The sequence below is a fragment of the Streptomyces sp. NPDC093600 genome (assembly GCF_044764755.1).
Classification (GTDB): Bacteria; Actinomycetota; Actinomycetes; order Streptomycetales; family Streptomycetaceae; genus Streptomyces.
The window spans coordinates 312,766-335,987 of record NZ_JBIWIU010000003.1; the positions used below are offsets into that span (position 1 = coordinate 312,766).

17 protein-coding genes and 7 pseudogenes are annotated in these 23,222 nt (G+C 68.1%); 10 read left to right on the top strand and 14 right to left on the bottom strand.

Going from position 1 to position 23,222, the window contains the following annotated elements:
* Positions 1 to 27: 27 nt before the first annotated feature.
* On the bottom strand, positions 28 to 372 hold the full coding sequence (locus ACIRB4_RS11365; protein WP_403289994.1) for a tetratricopeptide repeat protein: 345 nt from the start codon (positions 370 to 372) through the stop codon (positions 28 to 30).
* Between the two features lie 141 nt (positions 373 to 513).
* Here ACIRB4_RS11365 and ACIRB4_RS11370 point away from each other — a divergent pair, with 141 nt between their 5' ends.
* Positions 514 to 1,479: a pirin family protein gene (locus ACIRB4_RS11370; RefSeq protein WP_403289995.1), complete on the top strand. Its 966-nt coding sequence runs from the start codon at positions 514 to 516 to the stop codon at positions 1,477 to 1,479.
* Between the two features lie 253 nt (positions 1,480 to 1,732).
* Here the strand turns inward: ACIRB4_RS11370 and ACIRB4_RS11375 are convergent.
* Positions 1,733 to 2,179: pseudogene (locus tag ACIRB4_RS11375) on the bottom strand (transposase); the annotation flags it as partial.
* Positions 2,180 to 2,309: 130 nt separating this feature from the next.
* Between ACIRB4_RS11375 and ACIRB4_RS11380 the strand changes: the two are divergent.
* Positions 2,310 to 2,738, top strand: coding sequence for a hypothetical protein (locus ACIRB4_RS11380; protein ID WP_403289996.1), 429 nt, complete (start codon positions 2,310 to 2,312; stop codon positions 2,736 to 2,738).
* On the opposite strand, the gene ACIRB4_RS11385 is transcribed toward ACIRB4_RS11380, so the two are convergent.
* The gene (locus ACIRB4_RS11385) at positions 2,653 to 3,324 is read right to left on the bottom strand and encodes a hypothetical protein (protein WP_403289997.1); all 672 of its coding nucleotides are present in this window, start codon (positions 3,322 to 3,324) and stop codon (positions 2,653 to 2,655) included. The genes ACIRB4_RS11380 and ACIRB4_RS11385 overlap by 86 nt on opposite strands.
* A gap of 241 nt (positions 3,325 to 3,565) precedes the next feature.
* Between ACIRB4_RS11385 and ACIRB4_RS11390 the strand changes: the two genes are divergently transcribed.
* Positions 3,566 to 4,540 carry a YihY/virulence factor BrkB family protein gene (locus ACIRB4_RS11390; protein ID WP_403289998.1) on the top strand — a complete coding sequence of 325 codons (975 nt, stop codon included), beginning with the start codon at positions 3,566 to 3,568 and terminating at the stop codon, positions 4,538 to 4,540.
* Positions 4,541 to 4,822: 282 nt separating this feature from the next.
* Here ACIRB4_RS11390 and ACIRB4_RS11395 read toward each other — a convergent pair whose 3' ends face one another.
* Both ACIRB4_RS11395 and ACIRB4_RS11400 read right to left on the bottom strand, forming a co-directional pair.
* Positions 4,823 to 5,941 (bottom strand): fatty acid desaturase family protein, encoded by a 1,119-nt coding sequence (locus tag ACIRB4_RS11395; protein ID WP_403289999.1) that lies wholly within the window; start codon positions 5,939 to 5,941, stop codon positions 4,823 to 4,825.
* Positions 5,942 to 5,948: 7 nt separating this feature from the next.
* The gene (locus tag ACIRB4_RS11400; RefSeq protein WP_403290000.1) at positions 5,949 to 7,004 is read right to left on the bottom strand and encodes a ferredoxin reductase; all 1,056 of its coding nucleotides are present in this window, start codon (positions 7,002 to 7,004) and stop codon (positions 5,949 to 5,951) included.
* Positions 7,005 to 7,091: 87 nt separating this feature from the next.
* Here ACIRB4_RS11400 and ACIRB4_RS11405 point away from each other — a divergent pair, with 87 nt between their 5' ends.
* Entirely contained in the window at positions 7,092 to 8,231 is a 1,140-nt protein-coding gene (locus tag ACIRB4_RS11405) for a PucR family transcriptional regulator (RefSeq protein WP_403290001.1), read from the top strand.
* Positions 8,232 to 8,382: 151 nt separating this feature from the next.
* Positions 8,383 to 8,744, top strand: a pseudogene (locus tag ACIRB4_RS11410) (PRC-barrel domain containing protein).
* Between the two features lie 48 nt (positions 8,745 to 8,792).
* Here the strand turns inward: ACIRB4_RS11410 and ACIRB4_RS11415 are convergent.
* Positions 8,793 to 9,187: pseudogene (locus ACIRB4_RS11415) on the bottom strand (ATP-binding protein).
* A 700-nt stretch (positions 9,188 to 9,887) separates the two neighbouring features.
* Here ACIRB4_RS11415 and ACIRB4_RS11420 point away from each other — a divergent pair.
* From ACIRB4_RS11420 to ACIRB4_RS11435, 4 genes and pseudogenes are all read left to right on the top strand, one after another.
* Positions 9,888 to 10,226 (top strand): MerR family transcriptional regulator, encoded by a 339-nt coding sequence (locus tag ACIRB4_RS11420; protein ID WP_403290002.1) that lies wholly within the window; start codon positions 9,888 to 9,890, stop codon positions 10,224 to 10,226.
* Between the two features lie 526 nt (positions 10,227 to 10,752).
* Entirely contained in the window at positions 10,753 to 10,935 is a 183-nt protein-coding gene (locus ACIRB4_RS11425; RefSeq protein ID WP_403290003.1) for a hypothetical protein, read from the top strand.
* Positions 10,869 to 11,195: pseudogene (locus tag ACIRB4_RS11430) on the top strand (relaxase domain-containing protein); the annotation flags it as partial. The gene ACIRB4_RS11425 and the pseudogene ACIRB4_RS11430, both read left to right, overlap by 67 nt.
* A pseudogene (locus ACIRB4_RS11435) lies at positions 11,185 to 11,394 on the top strand (relaxase domain-containing protein); the annotation flags it as partial. The pseudogenes ACIRB4_RS11430 and ACIRB4_RS11435, both read left to right, overlap by 11 nt.
* A 209-nt stretch (positions 11,395 to 11,603) precedes the next feature.
* On the opposite strand, the gene ACIRB4_RS11440 reads toward ACIRB4_RS11435, so the two are convergent.
* From ACIRB4_RS11440 to ACIRB4_RS11465, 6 genes are all read right to left on the bottom strand, one after another.
* Positions 11,604 to 12,476: a GDSL-type esterase/lipase family protein gene (locus ACIRB4_RS11440; protein ID WP_403290004.1), complete on the bottom strand. Its 873-nt coding sequence runs from the start codon at positions 12,474 to 12,476 to the stop codon at positions 11,604 to 11,606.
* 38 nt (positions 12,477 to 12,514) lie between these two features.
* The gene (locus tag ACIRB4_RS11445; RefSeq protein ID WP_403290005.1) at positions 12,515 to 13,594 is read right to left on the bottom strand and encodes a rhamnogalacturonan acetylesterase; all 1,080 of its coding nucleotides are present in this window, start codon (positions 13,592 to 13,594) and stop codon (positions 12,515 to 12,517) included.
* Positions 13,595 to 13,662: 68 nt separating this feature from the next.
* On the bottom strand, positions 13,663 to 14,718 hold the full coding sequence (locus ACIRB4_RS11450) for a glycosyl hydrolase 53 family protein (protein ID WP_403290006.1): 1,056 nt from the start codon (positions 14,716 to 14,718) through the stop codon (positions 13,663 to 13,665).
* A 272-nt stretch (positions 14,719 to 14,990) separates the two neighbouring features.
* Entirely contained in the window at positions 14,991 to 16,820 is a 1,830-nt protein-coding gene (locus ACIRB4_RS11455) for a rhamnogalacturonan lyase (RefSeq protein WP_403290007.1), read from the bottom strand.
* A gap of 292 nt (positions 16,821 to 17,112) precedes the next feature.
* Entirely contained in the window at positions 17,113 to 17,994 is an 882-nt protein-coding gene (locus ACIRB4_RS11460) for an alpha/beta hydrolase family protein (protein WP_403290008.1), read from the bottom strand.
* A 297-nt stretch (positions 17,995 to 18,291) separates the two neighbouring features.
* A complete protein-coding gene (locus tag ACIRB4_RS11465) occupies positions 18,292 to 19,257 on the bottom strand; it encodes a PaaX family transcriptional regulator C-terminal domain-containing protein (RefSeq protein WP_403290009.1) in 966 nt (321 codons plus the stop codon).
* 654 nt (positions 19,258 to 19,911) lie between these two features.
* Here ACIRB4_RS11465 and ACIRB4_RS11470 point away from each other — a divergent pair.
* Positions 19,912 to 21,150, top strand: a complete 1,239-nt coding sequence (locus ACIRB4_RS11470; protein ID WP_403290010.1) for a glycoside hydrolase family 5 protein — start codon at positions 19,912 to 19,914, stop codon at positions 21,148 to 21,150.
* Positions 21,151 to 21,546: 396 nt separating this feature from the next.
* On the opposite strand, the pseudogene ACIRB4_RS11475 reads toward ACIRB4_RS11470, so the two are convergent.
* Positions 21,547 to 22,476: pseudogene (locus tag ACIRB4_RS11475) on the bottom strand (glycoside hydrolase family 43 protein); the annotation flags it as partial.
* 24 nt (positions 22,477 to 22,500) lie between these two features.
* Positions 22,501 to 23,052, bottom strand: a pseudogene (locus ACIRB4_RS11480) (RICIN domain-containing protein); the annotation flags it as partial.
* Between the last annotated feature and the right edge of the window lie 170 nt (positions 23,053 to 23,222).

The following is a 23,222-nucleotide window of genomic DNA, read 5'->3' on the forward strand; positions in this document are numbered from 1 at the left end:
ACGTGGCTCTCCGCGTCCGCCCTGAGATCACTCCGCCAGCTCCCCGGCCATCGCCGCGGCGAGCCGCAGATGCGGCGCCGCGTCCGCGGTGCGCCCCTGCCGCTCCAGCGTGCGCCCGAGCATGAGGCGGGCGTAGTGCTCCACCGGGTCGCGCTCCAATACGGCCCGGAGCTCGGTCTCGGCGCGGGAGAGCTGGGCCGAGTGGTAGTAGGCGCGGGCGAGCAGCAGGCGCTGGGCCGTCTGCCCGGGGTGTTCGGAGACCAGACCCCGCAGAATGCGCGCGGCGGTGAGGTACTCCTTGGCCTCGAAGAACAGCCGCGCGCGGTCCCAGCGCTCGGCGGCCGTACCGAACTCGTAGTAGGTCTCGCTCATCGGATCTCCTCCACCGGCTTCTGACTCTGCCACCCCGTGAGGGCGTCACCGCCGTCAACAGAACCCGATGGTTGAACATTCCACTATCCTTTTCGCGTGGGCACACCCGCTCCGTGCCCGGACAGGAATAGGTTGAGAGCCATGAGCAATCTTGATCGTCAGGCCGCCCTCAACGTCTGCGGTGGCCGCGGCTTCGTCGTCGCCGAGCCGGTACGGGAACTCCTCAGCCCCCGCCGTGTCCAGCTGGGCGAGTCCACCGAGGTCCGCCGTCTGCTGCCCAACCTCGGCCGCCGCATGGTGGGGGCGTGGGCCTTCGTCGATCACTACGGTCCGGACGACATTGCGGACGAGCCCGGTATGCAGGTGCCGCCGCACCCGCACATGGGGCTTCAGACGGTCAGCTGGCTGCACGAGGGGGAGGTGCTGCACCGCGACAGCACCGGCAGTCTCCAGACGATCCGGCCGCGCGAGCTGGGCCTGATGACCTCGGGCCGGGCCATCTCCCACTCCGAGGAGAGCCCCCGGCCCCACGCCCGCTTCCTGCACGGCGCCCAGCTCTGGGTCGCCCTCCCGGACGGCCACCGCCACGTCGAGCCGCACTTCCAGCACCACGCGAACCTCCCGCAGGTCACCGCGCCCGGCGTCACGGCCACGGTGATCCTCGGCGAACTGGACGGCGCGACGTCCCCCGGCACGGTCTACAGCCCGCTGGTCGGCGCCGACCTGTCCCTGTCGGCGGGCGCCGAGGCGAACCTCCCCCTGGAACCCGACTTCGAGTACGCGGTCCTCTCGATGTCGGGCGAGGCCCACGTCGACGGCGTCCCCCTCCTGCCGGGCTCCATGCTCTACCTCGGCTGCGGCCGCACGGAACTGCCCCTGCGCGCCGCGTCCGACGCCGGTCTGATGCTTCTGGGCGGTGAGCCGTTCGAGGAGGAGATCGTCATGTGGTGGAACTTCGTCGGCCGCACGGACGAGGAGATCCGCCAGGCCCGCGAGGACTGGATGACCACCACCCGCTTCGGTGAGGTCAAGGGCTACGACGGCGCCCCGCTGCCCGCACCCGAGGTCCCGGCGACCCAGCTGAAGGCGCGAGGGAGGGTGCGCTGACCTGCGGCTTCACCTCCGTCGCGGCAGCCTAGGGTCGATCCGTCGATCAGCGCATCCGGGCGGCTTCGGCGCGAATTTACGGCGGGACTCCACGTGCGCTCGCAGGGGGCGATGCGGCGGACCGCGGTTCGAGGGTGAACGCGCGTGTGAGCAGGTCTGATCGGACGCATGCTGACCCTTTGCTGACCTTACTGACGCGCAATCAGGTCGTGGTCGCTTGTCTAGGACGCAGGTGGGAGGGGCGAGGCCTGCAGCCGAACGTCCGCTCGACGACCCAGCGCCGCGGAATCACCTTGAAGCCCTTTGGGCAGGGTCGCGTCGGGTGACTTCAACGTCGATCCCGAGACGGGCGCCGTGGTCGATGGCCTTGGTGCGGTAGCCGGTGTCGGCCCACGCCTTGGTGACACGTGGGTGGTCTGCAGCGATGCTCGAGAGAACCTGAATACCGCCGACGTTGTCGGAGATTCTGGCGGCGGTGACCAGAACAGCCAGGAGAAGGCCGAGTGTGTCGACGCCGAGGTGGCGTTTGCGGCCTGCAATCTTCTTGCCCGCGTCGATGCCCTGGCCAGCCGCGTGCACGTAGGCGGAGGTCTTGACGCTCTGGGGCGTCGAGGATGCAGGCGCTGGGCTCAACGTCGCGGCCTTCCGCCTCCCGGACCAGTCGTCGCAGGAGTCCGTTGAGCCGGTCGAAAACCGCGTCCAGAACACTTCCTCGGTTTCGCAGCCATCGCCACCAGCCTCATCAACTACCGACGACTCACCAGGTGAAACGGCTTCCAGGAACCGTAAGATCCACCTGGCTATGGGGAGGCGACTGCGAGGTGGCGCAAGTGAAACCGGAGAAGCTGAGTGTCGCAGCCGAGATCTCCGCATCTATGAGTGCTCTTGGTGCCACGGAGCCGGAGACCCAGGAGCGGGAGCTCGACGGTGGCGGCTGGATGACCGAATGCGTCATGAGGCTTGACGGCGAGGTCGTGCAGTTCGACGTCATGCACTACGAACGAATCGATACGTCCGTCCGCCTCATCCTCGAGGGATGGCACTTCGATCAAATCGACACGTCACGCCTTCGACAGGTCATCATCAACGTCCTGTCGGGTAATGCGGTGATCAAACCCAGGCGCACGCTTCTTCGTCGCACCGACCACGTCCTGAAGGTGGCGAGCGGCACCGTCACCTACTACGCATGGAGCGGAGCGTTCGCGAAGGAGCGGATGGCTGCTTGGGAGGCACGTCTTCTTCTCCCTGCTGAAAGCTAAGGCTGAGCCAACGCCAGCAGCAACCACGCCCTGATCTTTCGGTTGACCGCCCGGCCGGGCGGTGAGGAGGGTGAGACATGGAACGGGTCGGGGACGCTCGGCTGGCAGCCGAGCCTGAGGCCACCTGGTACGTGGAGGCGGCTTCCACGCCCGGTGCGGGGTGTCCATCGAAGGCCTGACCGAATCCGACGGCTTCCATCTGGCGCAGGACACCGGCGACGGTTTCACCGCACTCTTCCTCGGTGAGGACCTGCGCGACGAAGGTGATGATCGCGTGAGCGACGCCTTCCGCCGCGTCCGGCCCGGCCTGCGCCCAGCCGCGCAGGGTGGCCACGAGGACCCGCCCGACGGCCTCCAAGGCAAAGGAGTCGTCGCACGGGTCCGGGTCGATGCCGCACAGCGCGGTGATCGGGACGACGATCCGCTCGGCGACGTCTGCGAGCAGTGCAGGCATCCGTGGATCCTTACTGGCGAACCCGGCAGCCGCTTCGGTGTCGCCGGCCTCCACGGCCCGGAGGTACCTGAAGGCGCTGAGCACCGCGTCCGGCGTCATCGGGGCGAGCGGCACGGTGGGGTTCTGGACCATGGACGGCTCCTCACGTACGGGCTGCCCGCCGGCCACCCGGCCGCCGGCAACGACGCGTCTGGTTCTCCCGGAACCCGGGCACCACGGGGCCGAGTGCGGGAGGCGCTGCCGGTCGAACACGACGGATCCTGCTCATCCCCTACCAGGCCTGCACGAGAGGGCGATGCGGCTCACCGTGCCCCATTGCCCGTAACGTTGGTCAGCGGCGCATCGGAGAAGCTACGTACAAGAGCGGTGGACCTTGGGTACGAGTGGAAAGCAGCGCGGTGAGCAATTCGCCGACATCTGCGCTGAAACCGGACGGTGCCGACTGCACCCCATCGGTCAGCACCGGAGCACCGTCTCCTGCGTACCGCCTGCCGCCACGACGTATGCGCGTGGCCTGCCCGGCCGGCATGACATCGGCACCGCGCTGCGGCGGACACCGGCATCGGTGTGGAACGACAATCTGACGGACTGCGCCGCCGCGCTCACGTACTACGCGGTGCTCGCGCTTTTCCCCACCCTTCTGGTCACGGTCTCGCTGATCGGGATCGCCGGCGCCTCGGCCACTGAGAGCCTCATCAGCAATGTGATCGCTGTTGTCCCGGCCGAGTCCCGCCCGGTAATGCACAGCACGCTCAGGAGCATGGCCGACCAGCGCACAGCTGCCTGGGTTCTGGCGGTCTTCGGCACGATCGGCGCTCTGTGGTCTTCCTCCAGCTACCTGGGAGTTTTCCGCCGAGCCCTGCACGCCATGCACGGCGTCGAGGACCTCCGGCCCGCATGGAGGACCGCACCACGACTGGTGATCACCGCTCTGGTCTTGCTGGCGCTCCTGGTCACCAGTGCCCTGGTGCTCATCCTGACCGCCGAAGCGGCCCCCGTCCTCGGCCGGCTGGTGGGCATGGACAGCATGGCCGGCACCGCGTGGAACGTACTGAAGTGGCCACTTCTGCTCGGCCTGGTCGCCGTCCTGGTGCTGGTGTTGTTCCGCTCGGGCCCGGCCCAGACGCGCGGCGTGCGGCAACGACTTCTGGGCGACGCTCTGGCCATGGTCCTGTGGCTCGCCGCCTCCGCCGGCTTCGCTCTCTATGCCTCGCAGGTCGGCTCCTACAATCGGCTGTACGGCTCCCTCGCCGGGATCGTCGTCTTCCTGGTGTGGGTCTGGCTGTCCAACCTCGCCCTGCTCATCGGTGCCCAGTTCAACGCGGAACTAGCCAAGATCCACCGTTGATGAGAACCTGCGCCTCTCTCACCCCCAAGGAAACCCGATGGCTGGGCGGTTCGGCCAAGGGGCATCGAGGGGGGCCGACTGGAGAACGCCGACAGTGTTGCTCGCTTCAGAGCTGCCTGCTGAAGATCCGGCATAGGTGTGCCGCGCCCCCTGTTCGACACCGGGCTGCCCGGATCCCGTGTCGTACGGTCCGACGTCGCGGTCGCCCACGGTCCGCAACGGATCTCACCGAACCCGGCGGTGCCGCCGGTAGGGCCGAAAGATCTGAACCAATAGTGGGATTCAGGCCGCGACGAGCTCCTGCGCGCGGTCCGGCGTCTTGACCTTGGGCTTCTTGTTCGGCAGCGAGAGCCGGAAGACCTTGCGCCACGCGGAGAACACCTGTTTGGGCAGCGGCCCGGTGACGTACTCCAGCTCGTACTTTTCGAACAGCGCGCGCACCTTCACCGCGACCTCGGCGTACCGGTTGCTCGGCAGGTCCGGGAACAGGTGGTGCTCGATCTGGTGTGACAGGTTGCCGGTCATGAAGTGCATGGCCCTGCTGCCGCTGATGTTCGCCGAGCCCATCATCTGGCGCAGGTACCACTGGCCGCGCGTCTCGCCCTTGATCGACCGGCGCTCGAAGACCTGCACCCCCTCGGGGAAGTGCCCGCACATGATCACCGAATGGGACCAGATGTTGCGGACCAGGTTCGCGGTGAACGTGGCGGCGAGCGTGGGGAGGAACGACGGGCCCGACAGCATCGGGTGGATCACGTAGTCCTTGAGCACCTGCTTGCGGATCTTGCGGCCCACGGCCTTGGCCTGCGCGCGGAACTCCGGGTTCTTGCGGCGGCGCTTGTGCAGGTTCTTGCCGAGCTCCAGGTCGTACGCTGCGATGCCGTACTCGAAGAAGCAGGCGTTGAGGAAGTTCCACAGCGGCTGGCCCAGGTGGAACGGGTGCCACTTCTGGTCCTCGTCCACGCGCATGATGCCGTAGCCGAGGTCGTTGTCCTTGCCGATCACGTTGGTGTACGTGTGGTGCAGCTCGTTGTGCGAGTGCCTCCACTGATCGGACGGCGAGACGTGGTCCCACTCCCAGGTGGTGGAGTGGATCTTCGGGTCCCGCATCCAGTCCCACTGGCCGTGCAGGACGTTGTGGCCGATCTCCATGTTGTCCATGATCTTCGCCACGGACAGACCGGCGGTGCCGAGCAGCCACGCGGGCGGGAAGATCGAGAACAGCAGTACGCCCCTGCTGACCAGCTCGAGCTTGCGCTGCGCCGAGATGACCTTACGGATGTAGGCGGCGTCTTTCTCGCCGCGGCCGGCGATCACCTCGTCGCGGATCGCGTCCAGCTCGCGGCCGAGCTCCTCGATCTGCTCCGCGGTCAGGTGGGCGGTGGGGTCGATGGCGGTCAAGGTGCTCCTACCGTTCGATGTCGCAGGGGCCCGCCGCGGCGGACACGCAGGTCTGGACGAGGACGCCCGGCTCGGCTTCGGTGATCTCGCCGGTGCGCAGGTCGCGGACGGCGCCCGCCTTGAGCGGCGTGACGCAACCGAAGCAGATGCCCATGCGGCACCCGGAGGGCATGAGCACGCCGGCCTCCTCGCCGATGTCCAGCAACGGCGTGGCGCCGTCCGCGTCGACGGTCTTGCCGGTGGCGCTGAACGTGACCTCGCCGCCGTCGCCGGCGACGACGATGCTGGGGCGGAAGCGTTCGGTGTGCAGGCGCTCTTGGACGCCGTGCTCGGTCCAGTGCTCTTCGGCGGCGTCGAGCAGGCCTGCGGGCCCGCAAGCCCAGGCCTCGCGCTCGGCCCAATCGGGTACGAGTTCGTCGAGACGGGCGATGTCGAGCATGCCGTCGGTGTCGGTGTGCACCTCGGTGAGCCGCAGCTTTCTGTCCGCGACCAGGTCGTGCAGTTCGTTGCGGAAGATCACGTCTTGTGGCTGTGGCGCGCAGTGGACCATGACGACGTCGTCGAACTCGGTGTCGCGCAGCATGCCCATCACGGGCGTGATGCCACTGCCGGCCGTCAGGTAGAGCACCTTGGCGGGTTTGGCCCGCGGCAGCACGAAGTCACCGGTCGCCTGGTCGAGCTGGATCAGCGTGCCCGGTTTCGCCCTGCGGACCAGGTGGTTGCTGACCTTGCCGTCCGGGATCGCCTTCACGGTGATCGTGACGCGGCCGTCCTGGCGGTTTGTCGGCGAGGTGAGGGAGTAGGCACGCCACAGGCGCACCCCGTCGACGTCCACCCCGATCCGCACGTACTGACCGGCTGTGTGGCCGCGCCAGCCCCGTCCCGGCCTGATCACGATGGTCGCGGCGTCTTTCGTCTCGGGGTGCACGGCCTCGATGCGCCCACGCAGGTCAGCGCCCGCACGCAGGGGGCTGACCAGGTCGAGGTAGTCCGACGGCAGCAGCGGCGTCGTGACCATCTCGAGCAGTTTCCACGCCCTGCTGCGGAGGGCTGCACTCGTCATGACTCCAGCTTGCTGCGCCTGAAGGCGTAAAGTCCTGACCGTAGGATGTGAATCTGGTCGGTTGAATTGTTCGCAGGGAACAAAAACATGAGCCATGCACTCCAGAGGGCCAGCGAACTGGCTCTGGACGAGACGACGGTCACCGCACTGCGGGCCGCGCTGAAGAGCACCGCCGACGAGGTCGTCCAGGCGATCATCGACGAGGTCCCTTCCTACGCCAACGCCCTTTCGGGCAGCATGGGCGGAACCATCCGCCGAGCCGTCCGCACCGCCCTGGGGCACTACCTGGACCTCGCGAGCGGGAAGGCCACAGGCGGCGACGCAGGTGACGCAGCCTACGAGCTGGGCCGCGGCGAGGTGCGCGACGGCCGCTCGATGGACGCCCTGCTCAGCGCCTACCGCGTCGGCGCCCGCGTGGCCTGGCGATGCCTGGCAGCGGGTGCCGTACCCGCAGGTCTGCCCGCCGCCGAGGTCGCCAAGTTTGCCGAGCTGACCTTCGCCTACATCGACGAGCTCTCCGCCGCGAGCGCCGCGGGCCACGCCGACGAACTGGCCGCCCGGGGCAGGGCCCACGAGCGCCACCTGGAACACCTGGCCCGCGACCTCCTCGCCGGCGCGAGCCAGGACGTGCTGCTGGCCTCTGCTCAACGGGCCGGGTGGCAGCCTCCGGTTTCGCTGACCGCGGTACTGCTGCCCGCCGCCCAGGCCCGGCCCGCCTACCGCGCGCTCGACCCGAGCACCCTCGTCCTCGACGATCTGCCGGACGCCACCGGTGTGCTGCTCGTGCCCGATGAGGACCGATCACATCTCTTGCGGCAGCTGAGCGACCGCACCGCCGTGGTCGGCCCCGCCCGGCCATGGACTCGTGCGTCCGCCTCGTACGCACGAGCCGTACGCGCACGCTCCCTCTCCTCTGATATTCGCGACACCGAGGACCACCTGCCCGAGCTGGTGCTGAGCGCCGACGTTGACGCGTTCGCAGACCTGCGTGCCCGAGCCCTCGCACCGCTGCGAACCTTGCCTGCCGCGACCGCACGGCGGCTGGAGGAGACGTTGCGGGCGTGGCTGCTGCACCAGGGCAGGCGGGACGAGGTGGCGGCGGCGTTGTTCGTCCATCCCCAGACAGTCCGGTACAGGATGTCGCAGCTGCGGGAGCTGTTTCCGGATCTCGCATCGCCACACCGGGTCCTTGAACTGACGCTGGCGGTCGGTCTTCGGGTCAGCTGACGAGTACTCCCTCGTTCTCGGTGCCATCAGCTGGCTCATGCGGCCCGCCAGGCCGGCGGCCACGGGTACTTTGCGCACCGCTGACGGGGCAGGCGTGGGGAGGGCAGGCCGGGAAGTGCACCGGTCGGGGTACACCGCCGTGTGAAGGGAACTGTTGAAGATTCAGAGTGCGGATATCCGTGAGTGGCGGACCCACGACGCCGTCGACGTCGGTGGCCGCAACATCGTGTACTGGAGGCCGTCTACGTGGACACCAGCAGCGACGAGTCGGCCATGGCGACCGTCCAGGTCGGTCTGCCCACCCGCCGCCATCTGGTCTTCGTCCCGCTGGCCGGCGCGATCGTGGGTCCCGGCTACGTCAAGGTCGACTACGACAAGTCGCTGGTGAAGAAGTGCCCGGCGATCGGCGCGGACGACGTCCCGCCCGCTGAGGACGAGGCCGCGGTCTTCGCGCACTACGGCCTGTCCTACCAGCCCGGCGCGAACGGTGAGCGGCAGCTCGCCCGCCGCTGACCGGCGCAGCCGCACGCTTCGCTGACCGGCTGCGCCGGCGTCTTGGGTCTACCTGGGGAGTAGGGCGCTCACGGTCTTGCTGCCGGTCGCCTGGCGGGTCATGGCGGTGGTGCCGGCGATGCGGTCGAGCATGGGCCAGCCGAAGCCTCCGGTGCCGTCGTTCAGGTCCGGGGGTGCGCATGCGTGGCACCTGGGGGCCGGGGTCGTGTACGGCCACCTCGATGCTGTCCGGGTGCGCGCTCAGGTCCAGGGTGCAGGGGCGGCCGCCGTGGCGCAGGGCGTTGGTGACCGGCGCGGAGACGACCAGGACCACCGTGTCGGCGGCCTCGGGGGCCGAGCGCCGGCAGGAGACCTTTGAGGAACTTCCGGGCGCTGTCGCGTGCGTCGGCTAGGGATGTCGCCGAGCGGAGTGTTGCGACGTTGACGCTCCTCGTATCCCTCAGGGCGCCGCGGTCTCTGGATCGTCGGCGTCCGGTCCTGTCTGCCCGGGGCCTGTGCCCCGGCTGTGGCCCGTCAACCCGGATCGCCCCGGGCACCCATCACTGTTCGAGGGTGATTACCTCCCTGCCGAATACGCGAAAATCTATGTCGGCCAGAGTAGACATTGGGCAGTGGGGTGGTTATGTTTCTCTCGTAACCCAGAAGGACCGCAGGGCCCGGCAGAGACGAACTGCCGGGCCGCAGTACCCGCAGTTCGCATGACGGTGCGGTGGTGGAGTTTCGAAGCCAGGGTGGTTGCAGGAAGGCGACGGGACTGGCGACCGGACCGGGCGGCCCGCAGTGATCAGGGGCCGCCACCGTAGTGGCAGTACCCAGCAGTGAAGTCAGTGAGCAGTACCAGCGGTAGGAAGTTCCTTTCGGTAAGCAGTTGATCAACGAGGGAAGAACGGAGGAACGAAGCGCCATCAGGATCGCCCGGGCGGAAGTCTTGGGCCCGGGTACCGCAGGACATCGATAGTGAGGTGGTCTCCGGTCAAGCAACCGCGATCCCCGCACCCCCGACAGCAGCCAGGTCGGGTCGGCGGACACAGAAGGCCGGCGCAGCATCAGGGCCGGCAGATGGTGTAGTTCCTTCGGGGCCCTGGTGCCGTACGGCACCAGGGCCCCTCCACGCGTTCCATGAAGCTCCATGAGAGAGGTGCAATGACAGCAGACGACCCCTACGGCCGTCTCGACGACGACGACTACCCCGCCTACACCATGGGCCGGGCCGCCGACATGCTCGGCACCACACCGAACTTCCTCCGCGCCCTCGGCGAGGCACGCCTCATCACCCCGCTGCGCTCAGAGGGCGGACACCGCCGCTACTCCCGCTACCAGCTGCGCATCGCCGCCCGCGCCCGCGAACTCGTCGACCAGGGCACCCCGATCGAGGCCGCGTGCCGCATCATCGTCCTCGAGGACCAGCTCGAAGAAGCCCAGCGCATCAACGCCGAGTACCGCCGCACCGCCGAATCGGCGAACCCCACGGTTGCGGCCTGAACGGTGGGCGCCCGCCGGACACCGGCGGGGCCCGCGCACCCATACAGGCGTTTCCTGTGGAAGCGGGGGAGGGTCTCGAAGGTGGCACAAGTCTCCTCCGGGCAGCACGACGAAGGCCCCCGGCGGGTGCCGGGGGCTGCTGTTGGCGGTGCTCGTTGGTGGTGCGCGTTCCTTGGCGCGCGGTGGTGCTCAGTGTGCTTGTTTGGTGTCGTCCGGGTCGTGATGTGAGGGCTGCCAGAGAGCGATGACATTCGCTTCCGACCTGGGGCCGCTTCCCGCGTGACGGGCACCTGAGAAGAGCATTCGTTCGCTGCTCCCGCCTGGCGGGACGTACCGCTGATCGGCCTTTTCTTGCAGGTCAGAGACGTGTGGCGTGCTCTGCATGACAGCGGATATATGGGTTGTCCGGGCCGGTCGGATGTACCGCTACTACTTGCGCGAGACCGTTGTCGGCGACGGCCGCCGCCCGGCCCGCACGCAGCTGCGAGAGGCCCAGGAGCAAGCTGGTGTCCCGGCCGGGTGATGGATGGGCCGGGGGCTTGCCGTGCTCGGCCTGGCGCCGGGTGAGGAGGTCACCGAGGCGCAGCTGCGGAACCTCTTCGGCGAGCGGGGCCGGCACCCGTACGCGGACAGGATCGAGGCCGACCTGTTCGCCAAGGGCGCGTCCCCGAAGAAGGCGTTCAGGCCGGCGCCCTCGGACGCCGGGTGATGGTCACGGGTGTCGACTTCGTCTTTAGGCCGCAGCCGACGATCTACCTGCTGTGGGCGCTGGGGGATGAGGAGACGCGGCGGGTGATCGAGGCCGCGCACGAGCGGGCGATCGTACGGGTGCTGGAGTGGATCGAGGACGAGGTGGCGGTGATCCGGTACGGCAAGGACGGCATCTACCGGGTGCGGCCGCCCCGGCGGTCTGGTCGCCGCGCGCTTCCGCCACTACGAGGCGCGCTCCGGGCGGCCCTTGCTCCATGACCATCTGCTTCTTTCCGTGAAGGGGCAGCGCCTGGACGGGAAGTGGGGGTCGATCCACACCCTGGCCCTGTACGAGAACACCGTGGCCGCCTCCGCGCTCTACAACGAGATCGTGGCGGCGGAGGTCTGCGAGGTGCTGGGGCTGGCGACCGAGCCGCGCACCGTCACGTACGTCACCGCCGTCGACGACGACGGTGAGCTGAAGTTCCTGCCCGTGGTTTCCGAGCGGGCGCGCGCCAAGCTGAACCAGATCGCCGCCCGCAAGACCCGCCCGCCCAAGCAGAAGACTCCCGCGCGCGACGCCCGGGTCACACCGGTTCTCACCCCCCACCCGGCCGTTCGCCGCGGCGCACACCGGCCGCGGCGAACGGCGTCGCGCCGCGAGAGAGAGGTGAGTCCCCGCCGGTGTTACGTCAGATACACGGCGAGCGGGAGGTTCTGCCGCCGCACGTCGCCGGCGACGAGCCCGGCGACCTGCCGCGCCCCGTGGGTGTCGAAGTGGGTGCGGTCGTTGCAGAAGAAGGCTCCTACCGGACCCGACCCGAAGTCACCGTTGTGGGGGCAGAAGCGCAGGCTGTTGTAGAGCGAGACGCTCAGCGTCTGCAGGTCGATGACCGGCGCTCCGGCGGCGGTCCCGGCGGCGAAGGTCTGGTTGACGAAGCCCCGGTTCTTGGTCGCCGTGCTGCCGGAGCAGGTGATGGCGGCGACCGGGGTGAGCAGCACCGGGTGCGCGCCCCGTGCGAGGGCGGCTTTCGCCATCATGGTCATCAGCTGTTGGTAGCGGGCCGGGCCGACGTGCCGGGGGCAGGTCGAGGAGGAGTCGTTGATGCCGAACTGGATGAACAGGTAGTCGCCGGCCTTCATCCCGGTGGTCGCGTTCAGCATGGCCTGCCAGCGGGCCGAGTACGTGGGGGACGTGATGACGCACTCGCCGTCGGAGCCCTTGGTGTTGCTCACGTTGGACTCGTACAGCCAGGACTGGACGCTGCGGCCTCCCACCGCGTGGTTCCTGACGGTCACGTCGGTGTTGAACAGGGCGTCGAACTGGCTGCCCCAGCCGACCGGGCATCGACCGGCGCTCGGGTTTGCCATGGTGGAGTCACCGGCCAGCCACACGGTGACCGGCTGGGCCGCCGTGCGTGGGGCCGGGGCCGCTGCGCTGGAGGCGTCCGCGCAGTCCGCCGCGGTGCTCTCGGCCGCCGAGGCGGCGCGAACGCCGAAGCTCGACAAGGCGATCACCAGCGCGGTGGTGATGAGCATCCGTATACGTAGCCTTTTCATCGTGTTTCCTCTCAGGGACGGGCTCCGCCCCGCTCAGGTCAGCGCAGGTACGCCGCCAGGGACAGGCGCTGCTCCCGGATGCCCTGGAGGAGCAGCTCGCCGAACCGGGTCGCGCCGTACTGCGAGAAGTGGGTGTTGTCGGTGACCCCGTCGACGGAGGAGCGCAGGAAGAGCTGTGCGGAGGCGGACGGGCCGAGCGACTCGACCAGCGCCTTGCTCTTGGCGGTCAGATCGATCACCGGAACGCTCTGCGCCGCACCGAGCGCGCGCATCTCGGCGGGGAGGTTCACGCCGACGCCGTTGACGTGCAGCGCCGTGGGCGTGAGCCGGTTGCCGTTGAACAGCCGTCGGACCGGTGGCGTCACCAGGACCGGGACGCCGCCCTTGGCGCGGACCCGCGAGATCATGGTGTTGAGGTTGTTCCGGTAGGCCGACGCGCTGGTCTGCTTGTCGTTGTGTCCCAACTGGATGAAGACCAGGTCGTTCGCCCTGACCTTCGACAGCAGTGCCGGGAAGAGCGCCGAGTTGCTCAGGAAGCTGCCCGAACTCTCCCCGGAGTCGGCGTAGTTGGCGATGACCGCACCGGGCCGCACAGCGGTCGTGATCATCTGACCCCACCCGGTGTACGGAGCGTTCGGTTGATCGCACACGGTCGAGTCACCGGCCAGGTAGGCGACCAGCGGCTGGGCCGCCGGTTTCACCGAGACGGCCGAGACCTGTGGGTTGGACCCCGAGAACCTGATGTTCAGACCGGGGTTCCCGGTACCGCCCTGACCGGTCGGCTGCCCCTCCGGCTGCCGCACGTTGACCGTGAACGAATACGAGGCGACACTGCCGGCCGCCGTCCTCGTCGCCGGAAGCATCAGCCGCCGGGCCTCCACCCACATCTCGGTCTGCGCGGCGGAAGCGGCACCACCGAGAGAGACCGTCACGTCGTAGTTGCCCGGAGCGACCGCGTAGTGGCAGGTGATCGGCGAGGTGCCGGAACAGCCGGCCGGCAGCGCCCGCGGTGCGGCGACATCGGCCTGCGCCGCACCCGTACCCGCCAACGCCGCAAAGGTCAGGAGGCCGGATGCTCCCAGCCGGGCCCCGCGCCCGCCGCGGCTCCTCAATGGCATGCTCATAACAATCACTTCTCCATCCTTGGTCAGGAAGACGTACGGGGTACGGGCCGATGGCCCGTCGCTCAGGCCTGCGTGAAGCCGTTCATGATGGTGGTGGGCCGCTGGGTGGCGGAGTCCCAGGCACCCATGCCGTAGCCGGTGAACGGGGACATGCACTCCGGTTCCCAGTAGAAGATGCCCTGCCCGCCGTTGGCCTTCAGCGCCTTGGTGTAGGCGACCAGGGCGGCCTGGGTGGAGGAGGCCCTGTCCACCCGGCCGCCGAACTCGCTCTGCAGGAACGGTTTGCCGTAGGCGTCGGAGATCCTCTTCATGTTCGCCACGATGCCGGGGGCGACGTCGGCGCTGCCGTAGGAGGAGAACACCGACATGTCCCACTTGCCGCCGTTGGCCGCGTAGCGGCTGAAGAACGTCGTCATCACGTCGTACTTCTGCGGCTGGGCCAGGTGGATGCACACCGTCGTGTTCGGTGACACGGCCTTCACCTGGGTGTACGCCGCGTTGAGCAGCCCGGTCATCTGCGCCGGGTTGGAGACGCTGCCGACAGGGCGGCAGATCCCGCTGTTGATCTCGTTGCCGATCTGCACCCAGGTCGGGAGCACGTCGTTGTTCTTCATGACCGTCATGGTCTGGGCGACGTACGTGCTCATCGCGGTGCGCATCTGGCTGTGACTCATGTTCCGCCACGCGGCGGGCGGGTTCTGCACGCCGACGGAGTTCCAGGTGTCGCCGAACATGTAGTCGAGCATGATCGACATTCCCGCGGCCTTGACCCGCTTGGCGAAGGCGGCGACCTCGTTGATGCTGCAGTGCCCGTCGGTCGGGCTGCTGGAGGGGTTGACGAAGGTGCGCAACCGCACGGCGGTGATGCCGTACCCCTTGAGAATGGTCAGCAGGTCCTGCTTCTGCCCGCTCGCGTTCCTCCAGGAGAAGCCGCGCGCCTCCATCTGCGGCACCCAGCTGATGTCGACGCCCTTGACGAAACCCGCGGCGGCATGGGCCGGCGTCTCCAGTTCGGCGAACGCGGCGGCGGTGGCGATCGCCCCGGCGGTGGCGGTGGTGGCCTTGAGCAGGGTCCTGCGGCTGACCGGTCCGGAACCGGATACCTCGGTGGGGGGCATGGTCGTTCCTTCCTGCGCGCCGGCCGCACATGAGTCGCTGTGGCCGACGAGCGGTTGGTCGTGGGGGGTGCTTCCAGGCTCGGTGGAGGTCAGTGGGGCGATCGGCGGTGGCCCGTGTGTGGGGGCAGAGAGGCGTTTCGCACCGATACGACCGAGCCGCGCGTGCAGGGTGTCGTTATCCGCCCCGGCCGCGGCCGGTCTCACGGCGAAGCAGCCGGCCCCCGGCCGCCGACCGGCCGCCCCACCGGGCGGGATGGACGGCCGGGGAAGGTTCAGGGCGTGCGGACGGTGGGCCGCGGAGCCGGCGGCATTCCGTTGCCTATGAAGAAGCTCGGGTGTGGCGGCTGGTTGTAGGCGGTGTTCTGCCAGGCCAGGGCGGTGCGGTACATCGTGTCGTGGAGGAGGGTCGTGATCCTGGTGTTCGTCTGGTGCGGCGTGGAGTAGATCCGCAGGGCCGTGTTGCCGGCCGTCGGCCAGACGACCTCCTCGCGCCAGTCGCCGAGGATGTCACCGGACAGGGACGGCGTGGACTTGGTGCCGTTGTTGGAGTGGACGCCGGAAGCGGTGAGCAGGCGGGTGTCGCCGGAGGTGCCGTACTTGTCGATGCGGGTGCCGTCGAGGAGTTCGCGCAAGGGGTCGCCGTCCCACCAGCTGACGAAGTTCATGCTGGACGGCTCCCGGCCCAGAGCGGCGCCCGCGGCCGAGCGCAGGGTGGTGTCCGTGGCCGACCAGGCCTCGGCGCCCGGGCTGCCGGCGTGGACGTCCGCGGCGACCCCGCGGCCGTTGTCCGCACCGGAGGCCGTACGCCACAGGATCTGGCCGGTGCGCGCGTCGGCCATCCACGAGCCGGGCTTGCTCCGGTCCTCGGACACCTTGAAGTACTCCAGGCCCGCGCGGGAGGGGTTGAGGTCTCCGACATGGCCCGCGTCGCCGTGGCCCAGCCTGGTGGTCCACAGCCCGTTGCCGTTGTCGTCCACGGTCATCGCGCCGTAGACGATCTCGTCCTTGCCGTCGGCGTCGACGTCCGCGACGGACAGGCTGTGGTTGCCCTGACCGTCGTAGCCCTTGCTGCTGTTGGCGGAGGAGGCGGTATCGAAGGTCCAGCGACGGGTGAACCGCCCGTCCCGCCAGTCCCAGGCCGCGATCACCGACCGGGTGTAGTAGCCGCGCGCCATGATGAGCGACGGCCGGGAGCCGTCCAGGTACGCGGTCCCGGCGAGGAAGCGGTCGACGCGGTTGCCGTAGTTGTCACCCCAGGAGGAGACGTTGCCGCGGGCCGGGACGTAGTCGACGCTCTGCATCGCCTTGCCGGTCTGCCCGTTGAACATGGTCAGGTACTCGGGCCCGGACAGGATGTACCCGCTGGAGTTGCGGTGGTCGGCGGACGCGTTGCCGATCACGGCGCCGGTGCCGTCCCGGGTGCCGTCGGCGGTCTTCATGGCGACCTCGGCCTTGCCGTCGCCGTCGTAGTCGTACACCTGGAACTGCGTGTAGTGCGCGCCGGAACGGATGTTGCGGCCCAGGTCGATGCGCCACAGCCGGGTGCCGTCCAGCTTGATGCCGTCGACGATCGTGTTGCCGGTGTAGCCGGACTGGGAGTTGTCCTTGGCGTTGGTCGGCTGCCACTTCAGGATCAGATCGAGCCTGCCGTCGCCGTCCAGGTCGCCGACACTGGCGTCGTTGGCCTCATAGGTGTACGGCGAGTTACCCGGAGCGGTGCCCGCGGCCGGCGGCGAGATCGGCACATCCAGGTATCCCGACCGGAATTGCAGCGCCCGCTCGGAGGGGGCCTGCTCGGTGCCGTTCACCACCGGACGCACCGTGTAGTCGGCGGCGTCAGGGGCGCCGGAGTCGAAGTAGTTCGTCGAGCCCGTGATGGGCGAGGAGTTGAGTTTGGTGCCGCCGCGGTAGACGTTGAACGCCACGGCGTTCGGGTCGGTGGCCAGCCAGCGCCACGACACCAGGTTCCCGCTGCTGGTGTGGACACTGGTCAGCCCTCGGTCGAGGCGCTCCACCTGTCGCGCGGTCGCGGCCTGCGCGGTCTGGGGAAGCATGGTGAGCGTGGAGGCGGCGAGTACGGCGGCGGCGAGAACGCCTGCCATGCCGCCGCCCGGGACTCGGCGGATTCCTCGTTGCCGCGGCGCCGTGCGGGGGCGCCGGGGAGAGTCGGTCACAGTGACCTCCGGTGTGGGGGGGGTGATATGCGCGCCTTGCAGTGAAGCGTGGGGTGGTGGACGACGGGTACGCGCACCCGCGAAAGCCGTAGGGGGTGATGCGTTGCGCCGGGGGGTCCCGTTGCCACCGGATACGGCGGGCGGCCCGATCCCTGCGAGTGGCCTGATCATGACAATCCAGTGGGACAATTCAGACGCAAGGGCGAGGAGCGGATACCTCTCAGTTCAGGGCGGCTTCCCACCTGGTGTTGGGTCCGGCTGCGTCGGTGGGGAGGCGGTCGCGTGCGGTGGTGTCGCCGTACATGCTCCAGCGGGCCCAGTCGACGACGGTGTTGGGGAAGCGCCTGTCGCTCCAGAAGCTGGTGTGGTTGCCGCCGATGAAGGTGAGGAAGGCCTTGGGCCGGCTCATTTCCGCGTATGCCTGTCGGGCGGAGGAGTATTGCGTGGTGGAGTCGCGGTCGCCGTGGACGAAGAGGACCTTGGCGGAGACTGAGCTGGAGGGGTTGCCCATGTCCACGCAGGACTGGGGGTTGGCGGAGATGATCCGCCTGTCGGGCCAGGAGGTGAGCAGGCCGTGGGTGACCATGCCGCCCAGGGAGTGGCCCGAGACGCCGACGCCGATGTTGGTGTTGATGTGCCCGGTCAGTGGTCCGCTCGCGTTGAGCGCGAGGGTGTTGGTGAGGATCTGTGAGACGTCCTTGGAGGTGTTGCCGTTGTTGACGTCGGTGAAGTTGTGGTTGAAGTGGGGGGCGGGGACGATGAAGCCCGCGGCGGCCAGGGCCCGGATGATGAACAGGGAGTTCTGTGGGCTGCTTCCGAAGCCGTGGGTGAAGTTGTAGACGGGGAAGACGCCCGCTGCGACGGGGGCGTTCGTCACCGGGTTGCCGCCGGGGGTGCCGGTGGCGGGGTAGTAGACGTAGGTGGTGCACCGGCGGCTGCCACGGGTCCAGTCGTATCGGCGCACACCGACCGCGAACGGCGTGGTCGGCGCGCCCTGGGGCCTGACGAGGGCGCCTGCCTGCCCTGCGCTGAGCAGGGAAGCGCCGACGCCCGCCGCACCGGCCGCGCTCAGCGCCAGGAATGTACGCCGCTGCATGCTCATGGATGACTCCTGTGTGAGTGGGGGGTGATCGCGGGGGGAACGCGGGGGGGTTTCGTGGCCCGGTCGGCCCGTTCGGGAAGGTGACGGTCGAGCCGACCAGCCGTAACTCCCCCATGGGGATGCCTCCTGTCACCACTGATGCGGAGGTGCAAAGGCCCGAGGTGATGGAGGGGCGATGCATGTGATCGGCTCGTTGCGCGCCACATGTCTGTGAACGTTCCCACACCGCTTCGAATGACAGAAAGATTCGCGACCGGACTCTCATCTGTCAACCGCTGCGACCCAATCCGTTTGATCTCAGCTGGGACTGTGACCGATACCGGCACTCATGCCGGCGATCGTGTGGGCACTGATGTCGTGGTGCGGACCGGCCGCGGACCGGGCCGCCACCGAACGGACGTGCTCCTGGGCCGGTTGGGCCAGACCGTCGTACACCGCGACGCACACCGCCCGCGCCCGGGAACGAGGCCAGTCGGCCGGCAGTAGATCGATGGGCAACAGGGGGTCCAGCACCGGGAAGTGGCGGTAGGTGTTCATCACCTGGGTACGAGCACGCACCGCCGCCGCGCCGGTGAGGCCACCGGCGCCGATACGGGGCAGCAGGCTCTTCCACCGCCGGATGAAGACCTCGTACTGGCCGGCGATGCCGGGCAGGTCCCATGCCTCGACCGGGCTGCGGTTGGCCTCCGTCTCGAGATCCACCTGTCGCGCGCGGAACACGCTCACCGCCCCCAGCGCCAACTCGGCCACTTCGGCACGCCCCTTGGGGGTGAGGGGGTGCGGCGACGCCCAGACCGCGTCGTACAGCGGCGCGTACCCCCGCCACCGCAGCGCGGTGCGCAGCGCACGCCGTCGCGTGCTCTCCTGTTCCGGCACGGAGAAGGCGACCAGTGTCCACCATCCGTCCCACGAGTCGGGTTGTGTGGTGAACGTGGCGATCGAGCCACCGCCGGTCCACAGATCGACAGCGGCCTCCCGCGTCAGCCGGTACGAGCTGTAGCGCCCCTGCCGACTGCCCTCCAGCACCCCTCGGCGCGCCAGCCTGCTGATCGTCGTACGGGCGGCGCCGTCGGCCACGTCGAACTCTCCCAGCAACGCCACGATCGCCGCCGCCGGCAGCCAGGACCGGGCCGGAAGCGTGTAGTCAGCGATCAAAGTGACCGCCAAGCCCGCTGGCGAACCCTCGGCCTGCCAGCGCGGCAACCGCATCGGCCGAGTGCCGTCGCAGGAGAAGATCTCCTCGAGGTGGGACAGGTTCGTCACGTTCTGCTACCCCGCGTCGAATACGGCGGTCCCCCTGTGACGGCCTGGCTCGAAGCCCGCACGTGACTCGGGCGGCGACTGCCGCCAACCCTGTCCACCGATGTCGCGGACGGGCGCCTCGCGCCAGGGAACGCACACCCGGAGTCGCCTGACTGACATAGTTGAGCATCAGTTCGATGCCCGGTCGAACACCGGGTGAAGCATGTGTCCAGCAACAAACGGACCTGCCGCCTTGGTTGCGCGTGCCACGGACGGTCCGCCGTCACCGCATCACCCCTACGGTGACCAGGAAGCTTCCTGGGCGATCGACCGCGACCGCGGCCGCGGTGAGCCTGCCGCGGACCCCGGGCGCACTGTGCACGTTCACACCAGTTCGCGCGCAACGCTTGAAACGATCTCCAGCATGCGCTTTCATCGGCACGTGTTTGACCGTGCACGTACACAGGCTTGACGTAGGGCCACACGTCGCAAGGCCGGGCGGCACGGCAAACGGGTCGCGGCGCCGAGTCCGCCGAACTGCTCCGCGGATGCGCCCGCGCTCCCCACTCATGACCACCGGGGGCGCACGACTGTGCCACGACCACCGCCACCGCGCCCGGGCGGGTGGATCCACCTGGTTCTGGCACCCTCGAAACCGGAAGAGAGGAAGTGCCCATGATTTCACTAGTAGGGAAGATCAGAGCCATCTTCCTTGCCGTCATATTGGCGGCAGTCGCATGTGTCTACGGTCTGACGAACCCGGCATCGGCCAACACCGCCGCACAGTCGAACGCTTCACAGATCGTTGCCGATATGGGCGCGGGATGGAATCTGGGGAACCAGCTGGAAGCCAATGCCAACGGCTACCCCAGTGAAACGGCATGGGGTCAGCCGGTCGTAACGCAGGCCCTCATCGACAAGGTGAAGGCGGCAGGATTCAAAACGATCAGGATCCCGGTCTCCTATTTGAGGCACATAGGACCCGGCCCAGGTTACGCGATCAATTCAGCCTGGCTGAACAGGATTCAAGAGGTCGTGAACTACGCCCATGGCCGGGGCCTGTATGTAGTGATCAACATGCACGGGGACGGCTACAAGACCATCAACGGCTCCTGGCTGATCTGTGATTCGTCCTCCCAGGCGGAGATCAAGGGCAAGTACCAGAAGGTTTGGCAACAAGTGGCCTATAGGTTCAGGGATTACGACCACCGCCTGATCCTGGAATCCATGAACGAAGAATTCGACGGGCAATACGGCCGTCCGACCCAACCCTGCTACTCCAACATAAACAGTTACAACCAGATCTTCGTGGACACCGTACGGAAAACTGGCGGAAACAACAGTTCAAGGTGGCTGCTTGTTCCTGGCTGGAACACGAACATCGATTACACCGCGGGGAATTACGGCTTCGCAATCCCGACCGACCAGTATCGGTCCCCCTCCATTCCCGGTAATGAACGGAGGATCATGATCTCCGTTCATTACTACGCCCCATGGGATTTCGCCGGGGAGGAAAGCGGCACCATCACGCAGTGGGGGCGAGCGGCGACCGCTCCGTCGAGAACGTCGAGTTGGGGGCAGGAGGACTACCTGGAGTCGCAGATGAAAAAGATGTACGACGCATTCGTCGTGAAGGGGTACCCGGTAGTTGTCGGCGAATACGGTGCGATCGACAAGTCGTCCTTTGATTGGTCGAACAACAGGTATCGTGCCGACTTTGCACGTGCCGTCGTGGCCACTGCGAAGAAGTACGGGGCAGCCACCGTTTACTGGGACAATGGCGAAAACGGACAGTACGGGTTCGGGCTGTTCAACCGACGTTCCCACGCGGTGACCCAGCAGGGCATCGTCAGCGCCATCATGAGCGGCGTTCGTAGCTCTGCCGGCAGCGCGGGCCTACCGTCAGGCACCTAGGGTCTTTCCGCCACGTCATGAGCCCCCGTCAGCTTGCTGACGGGGGCTCGGTGTTTCTGCGGTGCGGTGCGGTCGCCGCCGGTCGGCATCGGTCCGGTCCGCCCGGGAGCCCCAGCGCGGCACGTGCACGGGGGATCGGTGACGACGAACCGGCCGTTCCGGTGGATGCCGCTGTCCGCGGGAGCCACGGGCCGGCCGCGTTTACCGCCGGCGGGACTGCTGGCCGCCGTCTCGCTGGTCGCTCTCCCCAGGCCGCGAGCGCACGCCGCCCACACCGAGATCGGAAAGGTCCCTGGCGCTCTGCTCAAGCCGGTGAAGGGTGGTCACACGCGTGGAGTACTCGGCGTATCGTGCGGCCGGCAGCATCCATTACGGAGCCGCTCAGCCCCAGTGTCGCAGTATCCGGTCGTACTCGGCCTGGGTGAGGGGCAGGACGGTGCCATGGCGCGGGCGCCCGGGCATGGTGTAACCGGAGACGGCTGACCATTGCCGGGTGTTCAGGTCGGTAGTCGTGAACGGGACGTAGCCACGCCCTCCGTACTCGTCGATGAACATGTACCAGCGCTCCTCGGTGTTCGATTTGAAGACCAACGGACCCTCGCCGTGGCTGATCGCGTTGTTCCCGAGGCACTCGGCGACCGACGAGTAGCCGCGGTTGAGCACGGTCGGCGACTTCTCCGCGAGGATGAACTTGCCGCACGGTGTCTGCGACGCGCTCCGCTCGTCCTTCGTGAAGCGGTAATACGTGCCGTTGTGCTTGACGAGTGTCGAGTCGATCGTCGAATAGCCCTTGTCGACCCAGACCTGTGGGGCGCTGAAGGTCCGGAAGTCGGATGTCGTGGCGTACATCATCCGGTTGTAGGTGGTGCCGGTGTGGTTCGGATCGCTGGCGGAATACAGCTTCGACGCCCAGAACACGACGTACTGGCCGAGTCCCTCGTCGTAATACGCCTCCGGGGCCCAGGTGTTGCCGGCCGTGTCCGGTGACACGCGCGCCAGGCGCGGCGCGCTCCAGTTCACCAGGTCGGTCGACTCCCAGACCACGAGGGACTTGCTACCCGTGCGCTGGACCTGGTCCCAGTTGCCGTTGCCGTACATTCGCAGGTCGGTGGCGATCTGGTAGAACTTTTCGCCCTGTGGCGAGCGGATGATGAACGGGTCGCGCACGCCGCGGGTACCCACAGTCGAGATCAACACAGGCCGCCCACCGTTGAGTTGTCGCCAGTGGGTGGGGTCGTTGCCCTGGCTGAGAGCGAAGTGGACCTGCTCGCCGGCGGAGGTGTTCTCGCCGGTGAAGTGGGTGAACAGATAGCCGGCGTACTTCGGGGGCGCTGCCGCGTCGACCCGGACCAGTTGCCACTGCTGGTTGGCGGCGCCCGTGTCGGCGTACTGGGAGATCCGCGCGCCGTCGGCGGTGGACTGCTCCCAGACGTCCAGCGCCTTGCCGCTGTTGCGGTTGATGAGCTTGACGTATCCGCTACCGGCGTCAACGACTCGGAATTGTTGGTGGGTGCCGCTGCTGTCGGTCCACTGGACGACGTCAGCCCCGTTCGCCGTGGACGCCGAGGCGACGGCCACCACCTTGCCGCTGTGCCGGGCTCGGAGCTTGTGGTAGCCGCTGCCGGCGTCGACGAACTGGAACTGCTGGCCCGCCTGGTCGGCTCGGGTCCGCTGCTGGACGGCGGCGCCGTCGGCGGTCGACTGGTCGGCGACGGCGACCGCTTTGCCGCTGTGCCGCGACACGATCTGGTAGTAAGCCACCGGGTCGATCACGGCCGCTTTCGCCGGCGGTCCCGCGACCAGCGCGGTGCAGCTCGCGATCAACGCGCCTACGATGACGAATACGGTGCGGCGTCCGCGCGGACGTCGCGATGAGGTCGGACCGTGGAAATGCTGTCTCATTGAACCTGTCCCATGTGGTCGCGAGAGTTGTGGGCGCCATGTCTGGGTGCTCCTGCCACCCGCGAGGGGTGGCAGGAGCGTGGTGCGGTTCGCCAGGCGTCCCGGTGACTGTCACCTGACCCGGCTTGTCGGTCGCGCCGGCTGGCGACGGCTTCCAGCGGACGGGGACA

Excerpts from the sequence above, each read along its gene's own strand:
- ACIRB4_RS11365 (WP_403289994.1), bottom strand. The coding sequence starts at position 372 with ATGAGCGAGACCTACTACGAGTTCGGTACGGCCGCCGAGCGCTGGGAC.
- ACIRB4_RS11370 (WP_403289995.1), top strand. The coding sequence starts at position 514 with ATGAGCAATCTTGATCGTCAGGCCGCCCTCAACGTCTGCGGTGGCCGC.
- ACIRB4_RS11385 (WP_403289997.1), bottom strand. The coding sequence starts at position 3,324 with ATGGTCCAGAACCCCACCGTGCCGCTCGCCCCGATGACGCCGGACGCG.
- ACIRB4_RS11400 (WP_403290000.1), bottom strand. The coding sequence starts at position 7,004 with ATGACGAGTGCAGCCCTCCGCAGCAGGGCGTGGAAACTGCTCGAGATG.
- ACIRB4_RS11405 (WP_403290001.1), top strand. The coding sequence starts at position 7,092 with ATGAGCCATGCACTCCAGAGGGCCAGCGAACTGGCTCTGGACGAGACG.
- ACIRB4_RS11420 (WP_403290002.1), top strand. The coding sequence starts at position 9,888 with ATGACAGCAGACGACCCCTACGGCCGTCTCGACGACGACGACTACCCC.
- ACIRB4_RS11425 (WP_403290003.1), top strand. The coding sequence starts at position 10,753 with ATGGGCCGGGGGCTTGCCGTGCTCGGCCTGGCGCCGGGTGAGGAGGTC.
- ACIRB4_RS11440 (WP_403290004.1), bottom strand. The coding sequence starts at position 12,476 with ATGAAAAGGCTACGTATACGGATGCTCATCACCACCGCGCTGGTGATC.
- ACIRB4_RS11445 (WP_403290005.1), bottom strand. The coding sequence starts at position 13,594 with ATGCCATTGAGGAGCCGCGGCGGGCGCGGGGCCCGGCTGGGAGCATCC.
- ACIRB4_RS11450 (WP_403290006.1), bottom strand. The coding sequence starts at position 14,718 with ATGCCCCCCACCGAGGTATCCGGTTCCGGACCGGTCAGCCGCAGGACC.
- ACIRB4_RS11455 (WP_403290007.1), bottom strand. The coding sequence starts at position 16,820 with ATGGCAGGCGTTCTCGCCGCCGCCGTACTCGCCGCCTCCACGCTCACC.
- ACIRB4_RS11460 (WP_403290008.1), bottom strand. The coding sequence starts at position 17,994 with ATGAGCATGCAGCGGCGTACATTCCTGGCGCTGAGCGCGGCCGGTGCG.
- ACIRB4_RS11470 (WP_403290010.1), top strand. The coding sequence starts at position 19,912 with ATGATTTCACTAGTAGGGAAGATCAGAGCCATCTTCCTTGCCGTCATA.